The following is a 15,048-nucleotide window of genomic DNA, read 5'->3' as shown; positions in this document are numbered from 1 at the left end:
CCCTAGGCTATAGCTATGAATGTGACCATGAAAAAAATTATTCGCCACTACATCATGGAAAATCTTCTGTTCACCGAAGACGAGTCAATCTTACAGGACAGCGACTCTTTCCTTGACGGAGGCATTATAGATTCTACCGGCGTTATGGAGATTATACTTTTCATCGAAGAAACCTTCGGCATCAAAGTAAACGACGACGAAATGCTGCCGGCCAATCTTGATTCCGTAGACAATCTGGCTGCTTTTATTCAGCGTAAGCAAGCCCAAGCAGTGGCTGCCTGAAGAGAAAGAATGATGCCCGTTATACCCCGACTCCTGCAAGACACCTTGCTAGCCACTGCCGCACGATATCCCGATCATACCGCCTTGGTTGTTGATGATGTGCGAGTGAGCTACCGTGAGGTGACGGACTACGCTTACCGGCTTGCCCATGCTTTGCGCGCGAGCGGCGTATGCCGTGGCGACCGCGTAGCGATTTTCATGGACAATACCTGGCAATGCGCCGCATCAATCTATGGCGTGCTATTGGCTGGTGGAGTTTTTGTCCTTATTAATGCCCAAACCAAGCCCGATAAGCTGGCATTCATCCTGAGTGATTCGGATGCTCGGGTATTGCTAAGCGAGCAGAATCTTGCACGAGTGTTCTGCCCGGCAGCAGAGCAGTTGCCGACACTGCGGGTATTATGCCTATCGAAATCCAAGGCATTGCCGGACGGTGTCGAAAATCTGGACAATGCATTAACCCATATGCCAACCACCCTGCCGCCACAGTCAGCTATCACGATGGATTTGGCCGCGCTGATCTACACGTCGGGCACAACCGGCTTTCCCAAAGGCGTGATGCACACTCATCAATCGCTATTGTTTGTGCTGAACAGTATCACTGAATATCTGGGCTTTTCCCAGCATGACCGATTATTTTCCGCCTTACCGCTCAATTTCGGCTATGGCCTCTTCCAATGGCTGTCCGCAGTGCGCGTCGGAGCAACCTTGGTACTGGAACGCTCGTTTATTTATCCGATGCAGGTATTCAAGCGCATGAACGACGAAGCGGTAACCAGTTTCGCCAGCGTGCCTACCATCTTCGCCATGATGTTGGCGCACGATGCAAAACAACAACTCAATTTTCCCAGCGTGCGGATACTGACTAACGCCGCAGCGATGCTGCCGGTGGAGTTTATCGCCGGTATCCGGCGAATATTTCCCCAGGCCAGTTTATACAAGATGTATGGGCAAACCGAGTGCATCCGCAGCGCCTATCTGAATCCCGCCTTGGCCGAGATTAAACCCCACTCGGTAGGCTGTGCCATACCCGGCACCGAACTATTGTTACTGGATGAAAACCGGCAAGCGGTGGCAACAGGCGAGGTTGGCACCCTCTATGTACGCGGCCCGCATCTGATGCGCGGATACTGGAAGCAACCGGAAAAAACCGCCGAAGTGTTGGTGCCTGGCTTATTGCCGGGCGAGTTTATGTTGAAAAGCGGCGACTTGTTCCGGCGGGACGCAGATGGCGACTTCTATTTCGTCGCCCGTAGCGATGAAATCATCAAAAGCCGCGGGGAAAAAGTCAGCCCTACCGAAGTCGAAAATGCAATCTACAGTCTTTCATCTGTACAAGAAGTCGTGGTGGCCGGCATTCCTGACCCTTTACTTGGCGAAGCGGTGTGCGCCTTTGTGGCTGCCCGCGAAGGCGAAAATCTGAGCGTGCAACAAATTAAGCATATTTGTAACGAACGGCTGGAAAACTATATGGTGCCTAAACATGTCCTATTGCTGCCTGAACTGCCACGCACAATCAACGGCAAGTTATCCCGCAAGCTGATTATGGAACAGTGCGTCACATTACTCCCCCTGGAATAATTGATTGTTGAGGAATTACCTATGTTTAAAACCCTTAATGTCCCGCTGAGAAGCGTGCCTACGAATCTTAGTGCCGGGCTCAAGCTGGACGAGGCGGCTGAAACCGCGAAAATTACCGAGCGCCTGCGTGAATTGTTACGCAGCCACCTGCACCGCCGCGGACTGGTCGTCGCTATTTCCGGCGGCATAGACAGCGCGGTCTGTGCCGCATTGGCCGTGCGCGCGGTCGGGCTTGAGCGCGTATTTGGCTTGCTGTTGCCGGAGCGCGACTCCGCATCCGAAAGCTCTATCCGCGGCCGCATGGTGGCGGATCAGCTCGGCATCGCCTATGAGGAATTCGATATCGCACCAGCATTGGACGCTTTGGGCTGCTACCACTGGCGCGACGAGGCCATCCGCGCTGTTTTCCCGAGCTACGCCGCCGGATGGAAGAACAAAATCGTTATCGCCGGCGGACAGACAGGCGGATTCAATTATTTCAAGCTCGTTGTGCAATCGCCCGACGGGCAATTATTCGAGGAGCGGCTGGACTCGAAGAATTACCTGCAAATCGTCGCCGCCACTAATTTCAAGCAACGGGTGCGCAAGACGATGGAGTACTTTCATGCCGACCGCCTGCATTATGCCGTGGTCGGCACGCCCAACCGCCTGGAATACGACCAAGGCTTTTTTGTAAAAAACGGTGACGGCTCGGCCGATGTAAAGCCCATTGCGCATTTATATAAAACGCAGGTCTACGCCCTGGCGCGTTATCTGGGGCTTCCGGAAGAAGTCTGCAACGCCCAACCCACCACCGACACCTACAGCATGGCACAGGGGCAAGACGAGTTTTATTACGCCCTGCCCTACGACAAAATGGATATTGCTTTGCTGGCCTACAACGAAAGCAAATCCTCTTCTTGGTTAGCTGAGGAGCTAGGGATCGGTCTTGATCAAGCGGAATTTATCTACCATGACATTCAAGCCAAGCGCAAAACCACGGCCGCGCTTCATTGGCCGGGGATTCCAATGGAGACGGTAACCGGCCCGATGACCAAACCGCCGGCGCTGGGCTGAAAGCAAGCTCTTAAATAACGCTATACGGGGACAAGCATATGACAAATACAAATATATGTGGCTGGTGGTTGATTGCAGCGACGATGCTAATACTGCCAGGGTGCAACCAATCCAAGCTAGAGGAGACATCGATGGTGACGACAACGCAAACTAACAAGCCGGAATGGCAGGCACTGGAAAAAACACGAGTGGTTTTCGGTCACCAGTCGGTTGGCAGGAATATCCTCAACGGCATAGAGCGATTAGCCGCCAGGGATGGAGTCAATCTTGATGTTCAAGAGCGACGGGCAGCGCCTGCCGCGCAGGGTATCAGTCATTTTTCCATCGGCAACAACGGCGATCCGTTATCCAAGATAGAGGACTTTGCTGCCGCCATTGATGCCGGCGCCGCCCAAAATGCAGATATAGCCATGATGAAGCTATGTTACGTCGATTTCAATGCCGCGACAGATGCCCGGCAGTTGGCGAACAAATATATCGCCAACCTGGAATCCTTGGCTCAGCGGCATCCGGAAACGAACTTCGTGGCGGTTACCGCGCCATTGATGGCCCTGCAAACCGGCCCAAAGGCTTTGGCTAAAAAGCTCATGGGCAAACAGCCCAGCGGCTCTATTGATAATCTCAGGCGGGCGGAATTCAATACCCTGCTGCGCGAACGCTACGCCTCGACAGGTCGCTTGTTTGATCTTGCTCGGGCCGAGGCTGACTCAACCGGCCAACACTGCCGGGTGACCGTGAATGGGCAAACGGTCGAGGCACTATGCCCTGAACTGACCAATGACGGCGGACATCTCAACGAACGCGGACAAGAACTGGTTGCCACCGCCTTTTTAAATTTTGCCAGTTCTCTCGCAACCCAGCAGGCAGCAAAATGAAACCGCTAGCCAAAGATGTCGACGCTGCCCAAGTAACTCAACCGATGACGCAGACAGGTGTTGTTACTCATCCTCTCTCAGGCCTTAATCAGCGCGCTAATTGGCAGACAGGCACTAAGGTAAGCAAGGACATCGACATTGCCCATCTACGGCGCTGGCCGAATCGCCCCATGAGTCCGGCGTCGCGTTTATGGCTGCTGATAGTTTCCCCGGGGTTGCGGATAATATTGATACATCGCCTGGCTCATTGGTTGTGCTTAAAATATAAGAATGGCGGCAAACTCAAATGGTTTTGGCGCCTCATGTCCATTCCCACTGGATTGCTGAAGCTGACACTGATGAAGATCGGCACTAAAAGCGACATTGCCAAAGACTGTGAAATTGAGGGCGGCGTTTCTTTTTCAGATCAGGGCAATATCATCTTCGGAGCCCGAAAAACAGGAGCCGGAACGGTAATTAGTACGCGAGTTACCGTGGGCATGAACCACATCGACATGGGACGTCCCGAGATTGGGCGCAATGTATGGATTGGTTCGGATTGTGTGGTTTTCGGCGCTATCCGTATCGGAGACGGCGCCACGCTATTGCCGGGCACCGTGCTTAGTAAAAGCATTCCCGCAGGCGTCGTGCTGCAAGGTAACGCCCCTCGATTGGTGTTACGGAACTTTGACAATTCCGAATTGCGAAAACGCCAGGATTTGGATGTCATGAAATATATGGATGCACAGCTGAGGAGTTAATGTTCGAAAATATCCGTGCCGACATAATGCGTGTACATCGTTCCTCCGCCCCCCTCCGACCCATTGATGTACTGCATTCGTTTTGGATAAATTATGGACTTCAGGCGCTGGCGATATACCGTTTCGGACGCTGGTTAAGCAGTGTCCGCAAACATTGCATCAGCTGGCCCTTTACCATTCCCCTTTACCCTGTGTACTGGGTGCTGTCAGCATGGGCGCGCAATGCTTATGGCATCAACCTGGACCAAAGCGCCAATATTGCGCCCGGTTTCTACATTAACCACTTTGGAGGGGTTGAGGTAAGAAACTGCATCATCGGGCCTCATTGCAACATTCAACAGCACGCTAAGGTAGGGGGCAAAAATACGGACATGCGGCCAGTGATTGGCGAAAGGGTGTGGATCGGCGCACATTCAAGGGTCTGCGCCAATGTCAATGTAGGGAATGGCGCGGCCATTGGCGTGGGCGCCGTGGTAACTCAAGATGTCCCAGGCCACTGTCTGGTGCTGGGCAACCCGAGCCGCATTGCCCAGCGGGATTATGACAATCGCGCCTTGTTATGAGGCTCTTACTCTGCCTCAAGTTCGATGTTTTTAAACGTTGCTTTATTGGTGCGAGGTAAATCTATCGCGCCCTATTCCCCGTCAAAATCATTGCGCAACTGAAGCCGACTCCAGCCAACTGTATACCCGTTTAACGAGCATCCCTTCATCATGCAGGTAAGCGTGGCCTTCATCGTTGATTTTAACCTGCCGGTAACCGGTATTGTCTTTTGCGGCCAAGCGCCGTTCACGGGCGCTCTTCGTAACATCCGGCACATCTAATGCGCCATAAATATCCAGCATCGGAATCTTGATCTTGCTGATAAATTCCAAGGTTTGAGCCGCTTTATTTTCAGTAGTCGGTACCGGCAAACTAATGGCCGCCAGCGCTTTAATATCTCTCGTCTGCTCACTCAGAACATAAGCGCCCATCAGCCCGCCCAGCCCATAGCCGGCCACAACAATACTTTTTGCGCCGTTGTTCTTGGCATAATCAATTCCGGCCTGAATCCGCGCCGCCGCCTCTGAAAACAACGGATAGTATTCTTCTTTTTCAACGCCTGCTTCCCGAAGCGGCATTTGCAGCGCAAGCGTCGTCCAGTTATGTTCCGGCAAAATCACTCTCAAGCCGTAAATCAGTTGCTGCTGATTCGGGTGCCCGCCGATATCATGAAGAATAATTACAGTGCCTTTGCTGCCGGTTTTCTCCGTTTCCGTATAAACACCCAGAAATTTATTTCCTTCCGACTCCAGCCAGACTGCCTTGCCTACCGTCAGGGTATTGCTGATGTTTTCGGCAAACTCGGCTTCCCGCTTTTCATCACTGGCCAGACTCGCATCACTTAATAAACCCGCCATGCAAAACGCAAGAACAGCAGTCTGGAATAATTTCATCAGCTTCATTCCCGTGCGTAAAAATCGCTGTATCGATATAAATCATGCACATGCCGCAGCAATACCATAATGACCGAAGCCACAGGCAGTGCCAGCAGGATGCCTAAAAAGCCGAATAACTGCCCGCCCGCCAATACCGCAAACATAACGGCGACCGGATGCAAGCCGATCTTATCGCCTACCAGCATGGGCGTTAACACCATGCCTTCCAGCGATTGCCCGACAATAAAAACGATGGCGACCGGCACCAGGTGAATCAAATCATGAAATTGCACTAACGCCGCTATACAGGCCGTAACGATGCCGACGATTGCCCCCAGATAAGGCACGAAACTGACCAGTCCGGCCAACATGCCGATCAACAAGGCCAAATCGAGGCCGGTCATCCATAGGCCAATGCTGTAAATGCATCCCAGGGCCAGCATGACGTAGAGCTGCCCCCGGACAAACGCCGCCAGCACGGTGTCAACTTCCGCAGCAAGTTTGGCGGCAGCAGGCGCTATGCGGCGGGGCAACAGACCATGAACCTTGGCAACCAACCCATCCCAATCGCGCAATAAATAGAACGTGACCACGGGAATCAACAGCAGGTTCATCAACCACTCGGCTATCACGCCGCCGGAATGCGAAACCGAGCTCATTACCGTCGCGGCGATACCGCCCGCCTGCTCCCAATGGCTTTTAATAAGATTGACGATCTGGCTGAGGTTGATCGGCCTGATGCCCAGATGAAATCGTCTCTGCGTCCACGGAATGACAGTCTCATTCAACCATGAGACATAGGCCGGCAGGCTGCTTACGAATTGCTCGACCTGGTACTCCAAAAGGGGGACGAGCAGCAGTAAAACCAGCACAAAAGCCAGCGTCATTACGGAAAAGACCACCAGCACGGCCTTGGTTCTGGATAGCAGTCGATGCGTTTCCAGCTTATCGGTTAGCGGATCGCCTAAATAAGCCAGCATCGCAGCAAATGCAAATGGCATTAACACCGGCGCCAGCAGATAAATTAGCCAGGCCGAACCTGCGATAAAAACGAAAACCAGCCATTTTTGTGAATCGGTCATTACAAACCCTCAATGCAATATATATTTGTGTAGATGAGCTCCGCTCAATCCCCGCCCCCGCAACCGCTGCTGCAACCCGCCGAATCGCCTGAACTACAGGAATCCGGGGCATCACTTGAACTGCCTGACGAACCGCCACAACCGGAAGAACATCCGATATGGCTTGCGCAATAACCAGCCGCTGTACTCTTTTTGCAGTCTAACTGATAGATAAAGCCATTATCGATATTTAACAAACCGTCCATGGCAAAAATAAGCGGCAGCCGGACCGGCTTTTTAGGATTTATCTGTTCCAGCGTACAAGCCAGCCGCCATGACCGCTTAATGCCTTGCTGTGCCAGAGCCGGCGCAGGCATGGCCTCGGCGGGCGTGTGATGTAAAAATCGCCCCAGCGCCTTGTTACAGAATCTTTCATAAATCCGGGTGGAAAGTATGAACTCATGCCAGGCATCATCAACGACTTGGGACGGCATCGAAACCATGCGGTTTCGGGCCCGGTGACAAATAAGAAAATAATCCCTCAAGCCCTGAAAGACCATGTCCAACTGCTGCTCGGTCAACTGCGGGCGCTTTTGCGATAATTTGCGGCGTATGCCTTTATGAAAACAATATTGCTCGATATATTTAAGTTGCCTGGCCTGATTAGCCTTGATCGCAAAATAAATAAGACTCAGCGCGGCTATGCTGACAAGAAAAAGATATAACCCCATGGCCGCAACACCTCGTTTGACGTTGTACTCAACCGCTTACCAACAAGCCTGGGCAACAACATCGTTGCCCAGGCTTGTAGAAAAACTTCCGCAATGATCAAGCCGCGAAATGGATAGCCGCGGCAACCGCGACAATAACCAGTATGGCCAGCGCTGTCAGCATGATGCCTTTCCTGGTTTGGAACAGACCCGGGGCTTTGCCCTCCAGAATTTCCACGCCTTCAATATGCGCATTAACCGCTTTAAACTTACCCCGATTATCTTTGGCAACCTGGTAATGGATAACATCGCCTGTTACCGGACGACGGCTCGTTCCTTTGAGCGCCGAGATATGGATAAAAATATCTTTTCCACCATTATCCGGACTAATAAAACCAAACCCCCGATCCTCTTTCCATGTCTTTAAAACTCCTTTAATCATTGTCTTTGTCATAAAAATTATTTTTGTTATTTAGCCTTATCTACATAAATGCAGGTTAAGGGCGTGAGTCTTGTAGTGTCTGGTCTTGAAATTGCTCAAACGGATATATTGTCCGGTGAATCAATCCAATGGCCTGCAAGCCGGATGATCCACCGGAATTTAACCTACATTTTTTTCTTTATGATGACCTTATCATCGATAATCAGTTCAGAGATTCCGCCCAGCGCTGCATGCAAAGTGCACGATGCGTTTTTGAATCCGCCGCTGTCAGCCTTCTCACCCACCCACTTCAAAGTGACATAAGTTTCCTTATCGCCCTCTACTTCAGACGGGAAAAACACTTGCTCTCCTGTGACTTCCTTAATTTTCGGCGGGCATTTCTCACTCGCCATCGTTTGCATTGCGACATTGTTTCTAATCTTTGCGGCGGCTTCTACTTGTTCAACCGGTTGATCTTCTTTACTTAAGCCGACCATAACAAAGCCGATTACAAAAACAGCTGCAACAGCCATCATGATTTTTTGCGCTTCAGACATTTTCTTCTCCTCATTGTGACAATTGCCCATCATTTTACAGGTTACCCTGGGTATTTACCTTAAAATTCTATACCCTGTTCAGCCTTGATCCCCTGCTCGTAAGCGTGTTTTATTTTAGTCATCTCGGTTACGGTATCGGCCACGTCTATCACTTCGGGCGCCGCATTGCGGCCGGTCAGGATTAAATGCATCCAGGCCGGTTTTTCATTGCGGATGAAGTCGGCTATTTCCTGGCCGGAAATCCAGTTATAGCCGCAGCAATAATTGATCTCGTCCAGCAACACCACATCGAATTCTCCGGACAGAATCTTGGCCTTGCTGAACTCCCAAATTTCCCGGCTGGTTTTAACATCCTGCTCGGGATTTTTAGTGTCCCAGGTAAAGCCGTCGCCCAACGCATGCCATTCGATATTATCAAAACGTTCGGCGGCTTTTTGCTCGCCGGTTTGCCATTGCCCCTTGATGTATTGAATGACGCACACCTTCATATCCCAGCCTGCGGCACGGAACACCATGCCCAAAGCGCTGGAAGATTTACCCTTGCCCGAACCGGTATTGACTACTACCAACCCTCGCCGTCTATCTCTGGATTTCATAACCATTATTCCTTAATTTGAAAATACGTCTTACAGCGCGGCATTATCGCCTGAATTGGCGTCAAAATACGACAAGTCTTGGCCGGGATAACTTAAAAGTTGACCGGCTGCCAATACAGCGGGTTTTCAATCATTGCTGCACATATCGCTTAGGAGTAGACTGAAACCATCTGCATATCAAATGAGTGGATAAGACCATGATTATACGGAACATTCGGTTTGTTTTTCTGGTTTTTCTGACTGTCGTGACAGCTGCTTATGCCGGGAAAAAGGATAGTCACCCCGTCCAAACGTCGGTAATCATACAACTTGAAATTAACGATGTTATCGGCCCGGCGACAACCGATTATATAGAACGCAATCTGCAAAAGGCGGTTGACAGTGGGGCCGTGGCCGTACTGATTCGCATGGATACGCCAGGAGGCCTGGATATTTCCATGCGCCGGATAATCAAACAAATCATTGCCTCTCCCATACCGGTGATCAGCTATGTAGCTCCCGGCGGTGCGCGCGCCGCCAGCGCCGGGACCTATATCCTCCTTGCCAGCCATATAGCCGCAATGGCGCCGGCAACCAATCTGGGGGCGGCAACGCCTGTGCAATTCGGTGGTTTTGGCGACGTTGATGACGACAAAGACAAGACCGATAAGAATGGCGATAAAGCCAAACCGTTCCCTGATTCAATGACTCAGAAAATGGTCAATGACTCTGCCGCTTATATTCGCGGTTTGGCAAAAATGCACGGCAGAAACGAACAATGGGCGGAAAAGGCGGTGCGTGAAGCAGCCAGTCTTTCTGCTGCTGAAGCGCTAAAACTGAACGTAATTGATATTGTGGCCGTAGATGTAACGGGTTTGCTTACGTCATTGCAGGGCCGGAAAGTCAACGTTTCCGGCAAGGAGATCCTGTTAAATACCGCGCAGGCCGAAATAGTAAGCATTCAGCCGGACTGGCGAAGCCGGTTTCTGGCCGTCATTACCAATCCCAGCATAGCCTACATTTTGCTGATGGTCGGCATTTATGGGCTGGTGTTTGAATTCTCCAATCCGGGCAGCATTGTTCCCGGCACTATAGGGAGTATTTGTTTGGTGCTGGCTTTGTACGCATTTCAGCTGTTGCCGGTCAATTATGCCGGCATGGGCCTGATCCTGTTGGGGATCGCCCTGATGATTGCCGAAGCTTTTGTGACCAGTTTCGGAATTCTCGGACTGGGCGGCATTGCTGCTTTTGTCATTGGCTCGATCATATTGATGAATACCGATGTACCGGGGTTCGGGATAAATCTGGGCCTAATCGCTGGTTTTGCCTTGAGCAGCGCCGTCTTTTTTATCATCGCTATCGGCCTGATATTAAAATCAAGACATAAACCGATTGTCAGCGGTAAGGAAGAAATGATGGGCCTGGTAGGCGAGGTGATAGATGATTTTACCGGAACAGGGATGGTTCGTATTCATAGTGAAAACTGGCGGGCATCCTGTGACCAGCCCTTGCGCAAAAATGAAAAAGTCAGGGTGACCGCTATCGATGGCCTGCTTTTACAGGTTATACCTATCCAAACACAGGAGAACGAGTGATGGTTACAAATTTCTTTTTCATCCTCATCAGTATCGTGCTGTTACTGCTGATCAGTGCGTTCAAAATACTCAGAGAATATGAGCGCGGCGTTATTTTTATGCTCGGCCGTTTCTACAAGGTAAAGGGGCCGGGGTTAATCATTTTGATTCCGCTGATTCAACAAATGGAACGGGTTGATTTAAGAACCGTCGTGATGGATGTGCCGACACAAGATGTGATTTCCCGCGACAACGTTTCCGTTAAAGTCAACGCCGTCGTCTATTTTCGTGTGATAGAACCGGAGAAGGCGATCATACAAGTGGAAAAATTCTACGAAGCCACCAGCCAGCTGGCACAAACGACCTTGCGTTCGGTATTGGGACAGCATGAACTGGATGAAATGCTGGCAGAACGTGAGCGCCTCAATATCGACATTCAAACCAGTCTGGATCAGCAAACCGATGCCTGGGGAATTAAAGTGTCGAATGTTGAAATCAAACACGTCGATCTGGACGAAAGCATGGTCAGAGCCATTGCCAAACAGGCGGAAGCCGAGCGTACCCGGCGCGCTAAAGTCATTCATGCGGAAGGGGAAATGCAGGCTGCCGAGAAATTATTGCAAGCGGCAAAAATACTGTCGGAACAACCCGAAGCGATTCAGCTGAGATATATGCAAACATTAACCGAAATTGCCGGCGACAAATCTTCTACTATCGTGTTTCCACTGGAGCTATTGAAAAATTTAAAGCAATAACAACGAGAGCGAAGTAGGGTGCGCACCGCGCACCATTTACGAATGCCAAGCCATTATTCGAACATCAAAATTTTCGGCACTGTTGGACACCGAAAAGGGGCGCGATGCGCCCCTACCGGGCTTGCCGGCAACAAAGCGGTTTTTAACCAGATCTATCTAATCCGCCACCCAATTATCGATCGAATATAAAAAATCCCCGCTTGGAAATCCAAGCGGGGATCAGATTAGATCACAGCGAGTCATGGTTAGGGTACGCACCGCGTACCTTTTGGGTATTTTATTGGCGGAACGGTCTGAAAATGGTACGCGATGCGTACCCGGCTGAATGCCTGGAATCGAGTTAAGCCATTTAATATTGACAAGCGCTATGACAAAGCTCACATTAACCATGTAACCAATTAAATTCCTTAATATCTAAGAGGTTACAGACCTAATAAAAATAACTATAACAAGGATTACCTTACATGAAATTATTAAAAACCGCAGTCGTAGCAACTACATTGGCACTCTCTTTAGGATCTTTTTCGGCTAATGCTGAAATCTGTTTGGGTATGGCATGTATGTATAACAGAATGACTCCAAGTGAAGGAATTGATGCGACTGCCGGTCAAGTCACTAAAGCCTTGATAGCTCTGAATGACAATGCCGGTAGCGATGTCGTTATTGAAGATATCAAAGAGGCATTAAAGTTAAGTAAAGAAATCAATGCTAATGATAAGCTCGACCGTAATCGTAACCGTGCTAATGATTATCTGAAGAAAGCTCGAACAGCTGTACAAGATGGCGATTCGGTTAAAGCAGCAGAACTCCTAACAGAAGCTGAGAAACGTTTTTCAGACCTTAAAGGTATGATCGATTTAACTCAAGCCGATAGAAGATCACAACAAACCAACTTGCTAAACCGTATAGCAGGCACGGTCGATTCCGATGCCGGCGCCCGAGCTAGCGTCAAATAGATAATACAGTCATTAACGGGTGTAGATCTATTTTAAAGATGAAACAATACCTTACATGTATTTTCATTGGAATTAGAGCCTTGCAGGATGGGCAACGCTTTTTTTGCCCACCACATAATCTGCATCATCCGGTGTGGGCACGAACAGCATGTGCCCACCCTACAAGACTTAATGTCGGGCATAAAAAATCCTTGCTTAAAAAATTCAAACAAGGATCAGATTAGATCACAGCGAGTCATGGGTAGGGTACGCATCGCGTACCTTCTGGGCATTTTAATGGCGGAACGGTCTGGAAATGGTACGCGATGCGTACCCTACCCGGCTCCGATCATGGTGGATTGCCTAACGGCGAATCCACCCTACAGTTATCCAGCTTACAGCGTTACGCATGATCCACCTTACAGCGTTGAAAAAACAAAACCGCATTATAACCGCGCTCCGGTTGAGCGCAATGTTAGAGGTCAAAGCTCTGCCTCCGGATTGAAAACAACAAAATGCGGTAAGTCCTCGAATTGTCGGTATTTGTCTGAAAGATGCTCGTGTTCCCATTGCTTTCCTCGCTCTTCCATACCGCGAGCAGAGTTCTCCAAAAACTGAGCGATAAGACGCAGCTCGCTCGGGTTTGCGACAAGAGTTATTTCAGCCAATTCAGATGGCTTCGTTTCTGCTGGCTCCAGCCCTTCATCCGCGTAACCGTAAATCTTCATGCGAGCAGACCTCTAACGCCTGAATTAACCGGCTGGCGCGGCTTTATCGCGCCAGTCCGTGTTGAATGATGGGTTGGGCCTCGGGGTCACTGTTCGTCCTCGGAATGCAGAGGAGAATACTGCCATGAAAATGCCGACAGGATGGCCGTAGCCTCTGCATCTAGCTCTTGGCGATAGTGGTGCATGTGTGGTTTGGGAATGGTAGGTGCCCCTTCGGAGAAACCAAGGCTGTGGAGAGCTTGATTGAAGCATTCAAGTGGGCCGTAACCGTAAATGAGGTTATGGCGATCCCAGACAATCGTGCCGTTGGTGCTCGGCGAATGAACCCAAAGATCGAAGCGTGCGTCTCCGGCGAAGAAAGGCGCGAAACGAGAAAGAAATGTGCGAAGTTCGCCAAGATCAAGAGAAGGACTTTGATAACGGCCGGGATTGCCTTCGCCGCGCGGAGTGTGCAAGACGTAAAGAACAAAGAATGGTGGCGTGAGACATTCGATGAGCTTGAGCAATACGGAGACATCACCTCCAGGAACAGCGGCAACAAGCCGTTTTGTTTGCGCCGAAGTAATTTCGGTCGAAAATATGGGGGCGTAGGAATGCGGAAGCCATTCTTCTCCGGATTGATGTGCGAGCTTATACATGAGAGGCCCAACGTTACGGTAAGGGGCGCGCCGCTCACTAAGCTTAAGCGAAGCCACCGTACCTTGATAAAAAACCAAACTTCAAAACCGCCAACGGGCGGCGCGTCCCTTTGACCGATTTGTTAGATGAAAAAAGGCCAACATCGGCGGGTTCGATATGTTGGGGTTCGCATCTCACTACAAACAATCCGCTATTTTGGCGCATTAACCCTTAAATCGAATATCTTGTCGGTCGTTGAATCGTAGTACGCGCGAAATAGGCAACCGCCACCGCCGAATATGCGAACCCATTCGCTTGTGAGCTTAAAATGGGCGAGCCATTCTTCCGGAATATTCGAGCAGAAGGCATTTATGTCAATAATTTTCTGACCTGTCGGCAGTCTGCTTCCCTGATATTGAAACGTGTAGTCCTCCCAACGGTCGCCAGGCCCAACGTATCGGACATGCGACTGAAACTTGTGCTTCAACTTTGCATCTGCTTTGGTAAGTATCGTGTCGTCGGGTTCCCAGGAGCCCCCAGCTACTTGTATCCAGTGCTGCCTATCAAACCCAACGGCACTGGTGGCAAATAAAAAAATAGCTATAAGCAAGACACGTCGCATGTTTTTCTAACGTAGAGCTAACCGGGCGCGGCACGGAAAGCTGAAATATAAAACCGCATTGTAACCGCGCTCCGGTTGAGCGCCATGTTAGGTGTTGACTTTGACATTGCGACGCCTCCAAACAAACCCAGCGCTACAGCCAGCAAAAACTAAAACCGGTGCAGCCCAAGAAATAACAATATATAAACGGCCTGCCTCTGCTGCGATAGCTGGGCCAACATACGGATCCATTAGCTCTGTGAGTTGGAGATAGATAAACGCACCTACCACCGGCAACAAAACTAACAAGAGCCAAGGTTTGAGGTGCGCGGCCAAAAACGCCAGAAGTCCACCAAACAATCCCAAAAGTAATACAGCAAAAAGTGATGGCTCTTTGTCCATAACCTCAGCGTGTACAAGCATGGGAAACAGAGCGGTGAAAATGGCTAGGAAAGCTCGCATGAAACACCTAACGCCGTGTTAAAGCGCGGCGACACTAATTTTTGACAGCACCGCGACGCTGAACGCCGTCGCGTTAAACTAAGAGTTATACATGACTGA

Annotated in this window: 18 protein-coding genes; 9 read left to right on the top strand and 9 right to left on the bottom strand. The window is 50.3% G+C overall.

Going from position 1 to position 15,048, the window contains the following annotated elements:
- Positions 1 to 27: 27 nt before the first annotated feature.
- From M0R47_RS05425 to M0R47_RS05400, 6 genes are all read left to right on the top strand, one after another.
- Entirely contained in the window at positions 28 to 282 is a 255-nt protein-coding gene (locus tag M0R47_RS05425) for an acyl carrier protein (RefSeq protein ID WP_292551431.1), read from the top strand.
- Positions 283 to 291: 9 nt separating this feature from the next.
- Positions 292 to 1,863 (top strand): class I adenylate-forming enzyme family protein, encoded by a 1,572-nt coding sequence (locus M0R47_RS05420; protein WP_292551397.1) that lies wholly within the window; start codon positions 292 to 294, stop codon positions 1,861 to 1,863.
- 21 nt (positions 1,864 to 1,884) lie between these two features.
- Entirely contained in the window at positions 1,885 to 2,919 is a 1,035-nt protein-coding gene (gene nadE, locus M0R47_RS05415; RefSeq protein WP_292551393.1) for an NAD(+) synthase, read from the top strand.
- A gap of 131 nt (positions 2,920 to 3,050) precedes the next feature.
- Complete coding sequence (locus M0R47_RS05410; RefSeq protein WP_292551390.1) at positions 3,051 to 3,794, top strand: hypothetical protein; 744 nt, start codon at positions 3,051 to 3,053, stop codon at positions 3,792 to 3,794.
- Entirely contained in the window at positions 3,791 to 4,534 is a 744-nt protein-coding gene (locus M0R47_RS05405) for a hypothetical protein (protein WP_292551388.1), read from the top strand. Before M0R47_RS05410 ends, M0R47_RS05405 begins: the two co-directional genes overlap by 4 nt.
- Entirely contained in the window at positions 4,534 to 5,097 is a 564-nt protein-coding gene (locus M0R47_RS05400) for a hypothetical protein (RefSeq protein ID WP_292551386.1), read from the top strand. The genes M0R47_RS05405 and M0R47_RS05400 overlap by 1 nt, the downstream gene beginning before the upstream one ends.
- 87 nt (positions 5,098 to 5,184) lie before the next feature.
- On the opposite strand, the gene M0R47_RS05395 is transcribed toward M0R47_RS05400, so the two are convergent.
- The 6 genes from M0R47_RS05395 to cobO all read right to left on the bottom strand — a co-directional run bounded on the left by M0R47_RS05395 (position 5,185) and on the right by cobO (position 9,297).
- Positions 5,185 to 5,970, bottom strand: coding sequence for a DUF3530 family protein (locus M0R47_RS05395; RefSeq protein WP_292551383.1), 786 nt, complete (start codon positions 5,968 to 5,970; stop codon positions 5,185 to 5,187).
- Positions 5,971 to 5,975: 5 nt separating this feature from the next.
- Positions 5,976 to 7,034, bottom strand: a complete 1,059-nt coding sequence (locus M0R47_RS05390) for an AI-2E family transporter (protein WP_292551380.1) — start codon at positions 7,032 to 7,034, stop codon at positions 5,976 to 5,978.
- Positions 7,035 to 7,078: 44 nt separating this feature from the next.
- The gene (locus M0R47_RS05385; protein ID WP_292551377.1) at positions 7,079 to 7,744 is read right to left on the bottom strand and encodes a hypothetical protein; all 666 of its coding nucleotides are present in this window, start codon (positions 7,742 to 7,744) and stop codon (positions 7,079 to 7,081) included.
- A 97-nt stretch (positions 7,745 to 7,841) separates the two neighbouring features.
- Positions 7,842 to 8,165, bottom strand: a complete 324-nt coding sequence (locus M0R47_RS05380) for a cold shock domain-containing protein (protein ID WP_292551374.1) — start codon at positions 8,163 to 8,165, stop codon at positions 7,842 to 7,844.
- 164 nt (positions 8,166 to 8,329) lie between these two features.
- A complete protein-coding gene (locus tag M0R47_RS05375) occupies positions 8,330 to 8,701 on the bottom strand; it encodes a hypothetical protein (protein ID WP_292551372.1) in 372 nt (123 codons plus the stop codon).
- A gap of 59 nt (positions 8,702 to 8,760) precedes the next feature.
- Positions 8,761 to 9,297 (bottom strand): cob(I)yrinic acid a,c-diamide adenosyltransferase, encoded by a 537-nt coding sequence (gene cobO / locus M0R47_RS05370; protein WP_292551371.1) that lies wholly within the window; start codon positions 9,295 to 9,297, stop codon positions 8,761 to 8,763.
- A 197-nt stretch (positions 9,298 to 9,494) separates the two neighbouring features.
- On the opposite strand from cobO, the gene M0R47_RS05365 reads away from it, so the two are divergent.
- From M0R47_RS05365 to M0R47_RS05355, 3 genes are all read left to right on the top strand, one after another.
- Positions 9,495 to 10,871 (top strand): nodulation protein NfeD, encoded by a 1,377-nt coding sequence (locus M0R47_RS05365; RefSeq protein WP_292551369.1) that lies wholly within the window; start codon positions 9,495 to 9,497, stop codon positions 10,869 to 10,871.
- Complete coding sequence (locus tag M0R47_RS05360) at positions 10,871 to 11,605, top strand: slipin family protein (protein WP_292551366.1); 735 nt, start codon at positions 10,871 to 10,873, stop codon at positions 11,603 to 11,605. The genes M0R47_RS05365 and M0R47_RS05360 overlap by 1 nt, the downstream gene beginning before the upstream one ends.
- A gap of 464 nt (positions 11,606 to 12,069) precedes the next feature.
- Complete coding sequence (locus tag M0R47_RS05355; RefSeq protein WP_292551363.1) at positions 12,070 to 12,561, top strand: hypothetical protein; 492 nt, start codon at positions 12,070 to 12,072, stop codon at positions 12,559 to 12,561.
- Positions 12,562 to 13,022: 461 nt separating this feature from the next.
- On the opposite strand, the gene M0R47_RS05350 is transcribed toward M0R47_RS05355, so the two are convergent.
- The 3 genes from M0R47_RS05350 to M0R47_RS05340 form a co-directional block, all read right to left on the bottom strand.
- Positions 13,023 to 13,268, bottom strand: coding sequence for a hypothetical protein (locus M0R47_RS05350; RefSeq protein WP_292551360.1), 246 nt, complete (start codon positions 13,266 to 13,268; stop codon positions 13,023 to 13,025).
- Between the two features lie 86 nt (positions 13,269 to 13,354).
- Positions 13,355 to 13,906 (bottom strand): hypothetical protein, encoded by a 552-nt coding sequence (locus tag M0R47_RS05345; protein ID WP_292551357.1) that lies wholly within the window; start codon positions 13,904 to 13,906, stop codon positions 13,355 to 13,357.
- A gap of 689 nt (positions 13,907 to 14,595) precedes the next feature.
- Entirely contained in the window at positions 14,596 to 14,889 is a 294-nt protein-coding gene (locus M0R47_RS05340; RefSeq protein WP_292551355.1) for a hypothetical protein, read from the bottom strand.
- Between the last annotated feature and the right edge of the window lie 159 nt (positions 14,890 to 15,048).

Origin of the sequence: Methylobacter sp. (assembly GCF_023227905.1) — a bacterium.
In the GTDB taxonomy this organism is placed as follows: domain Bacteria; phylum Pseudomonadota; class Gammaproteobacteria; order Methylococcales; family Methylomonadaceae; genus Methylobacter_A.
The sequence above is the reverse complement of the archived record's forward strand: the minus strand, read 5'-3'. Positions and strand labels throughout refer to the sequence as shown.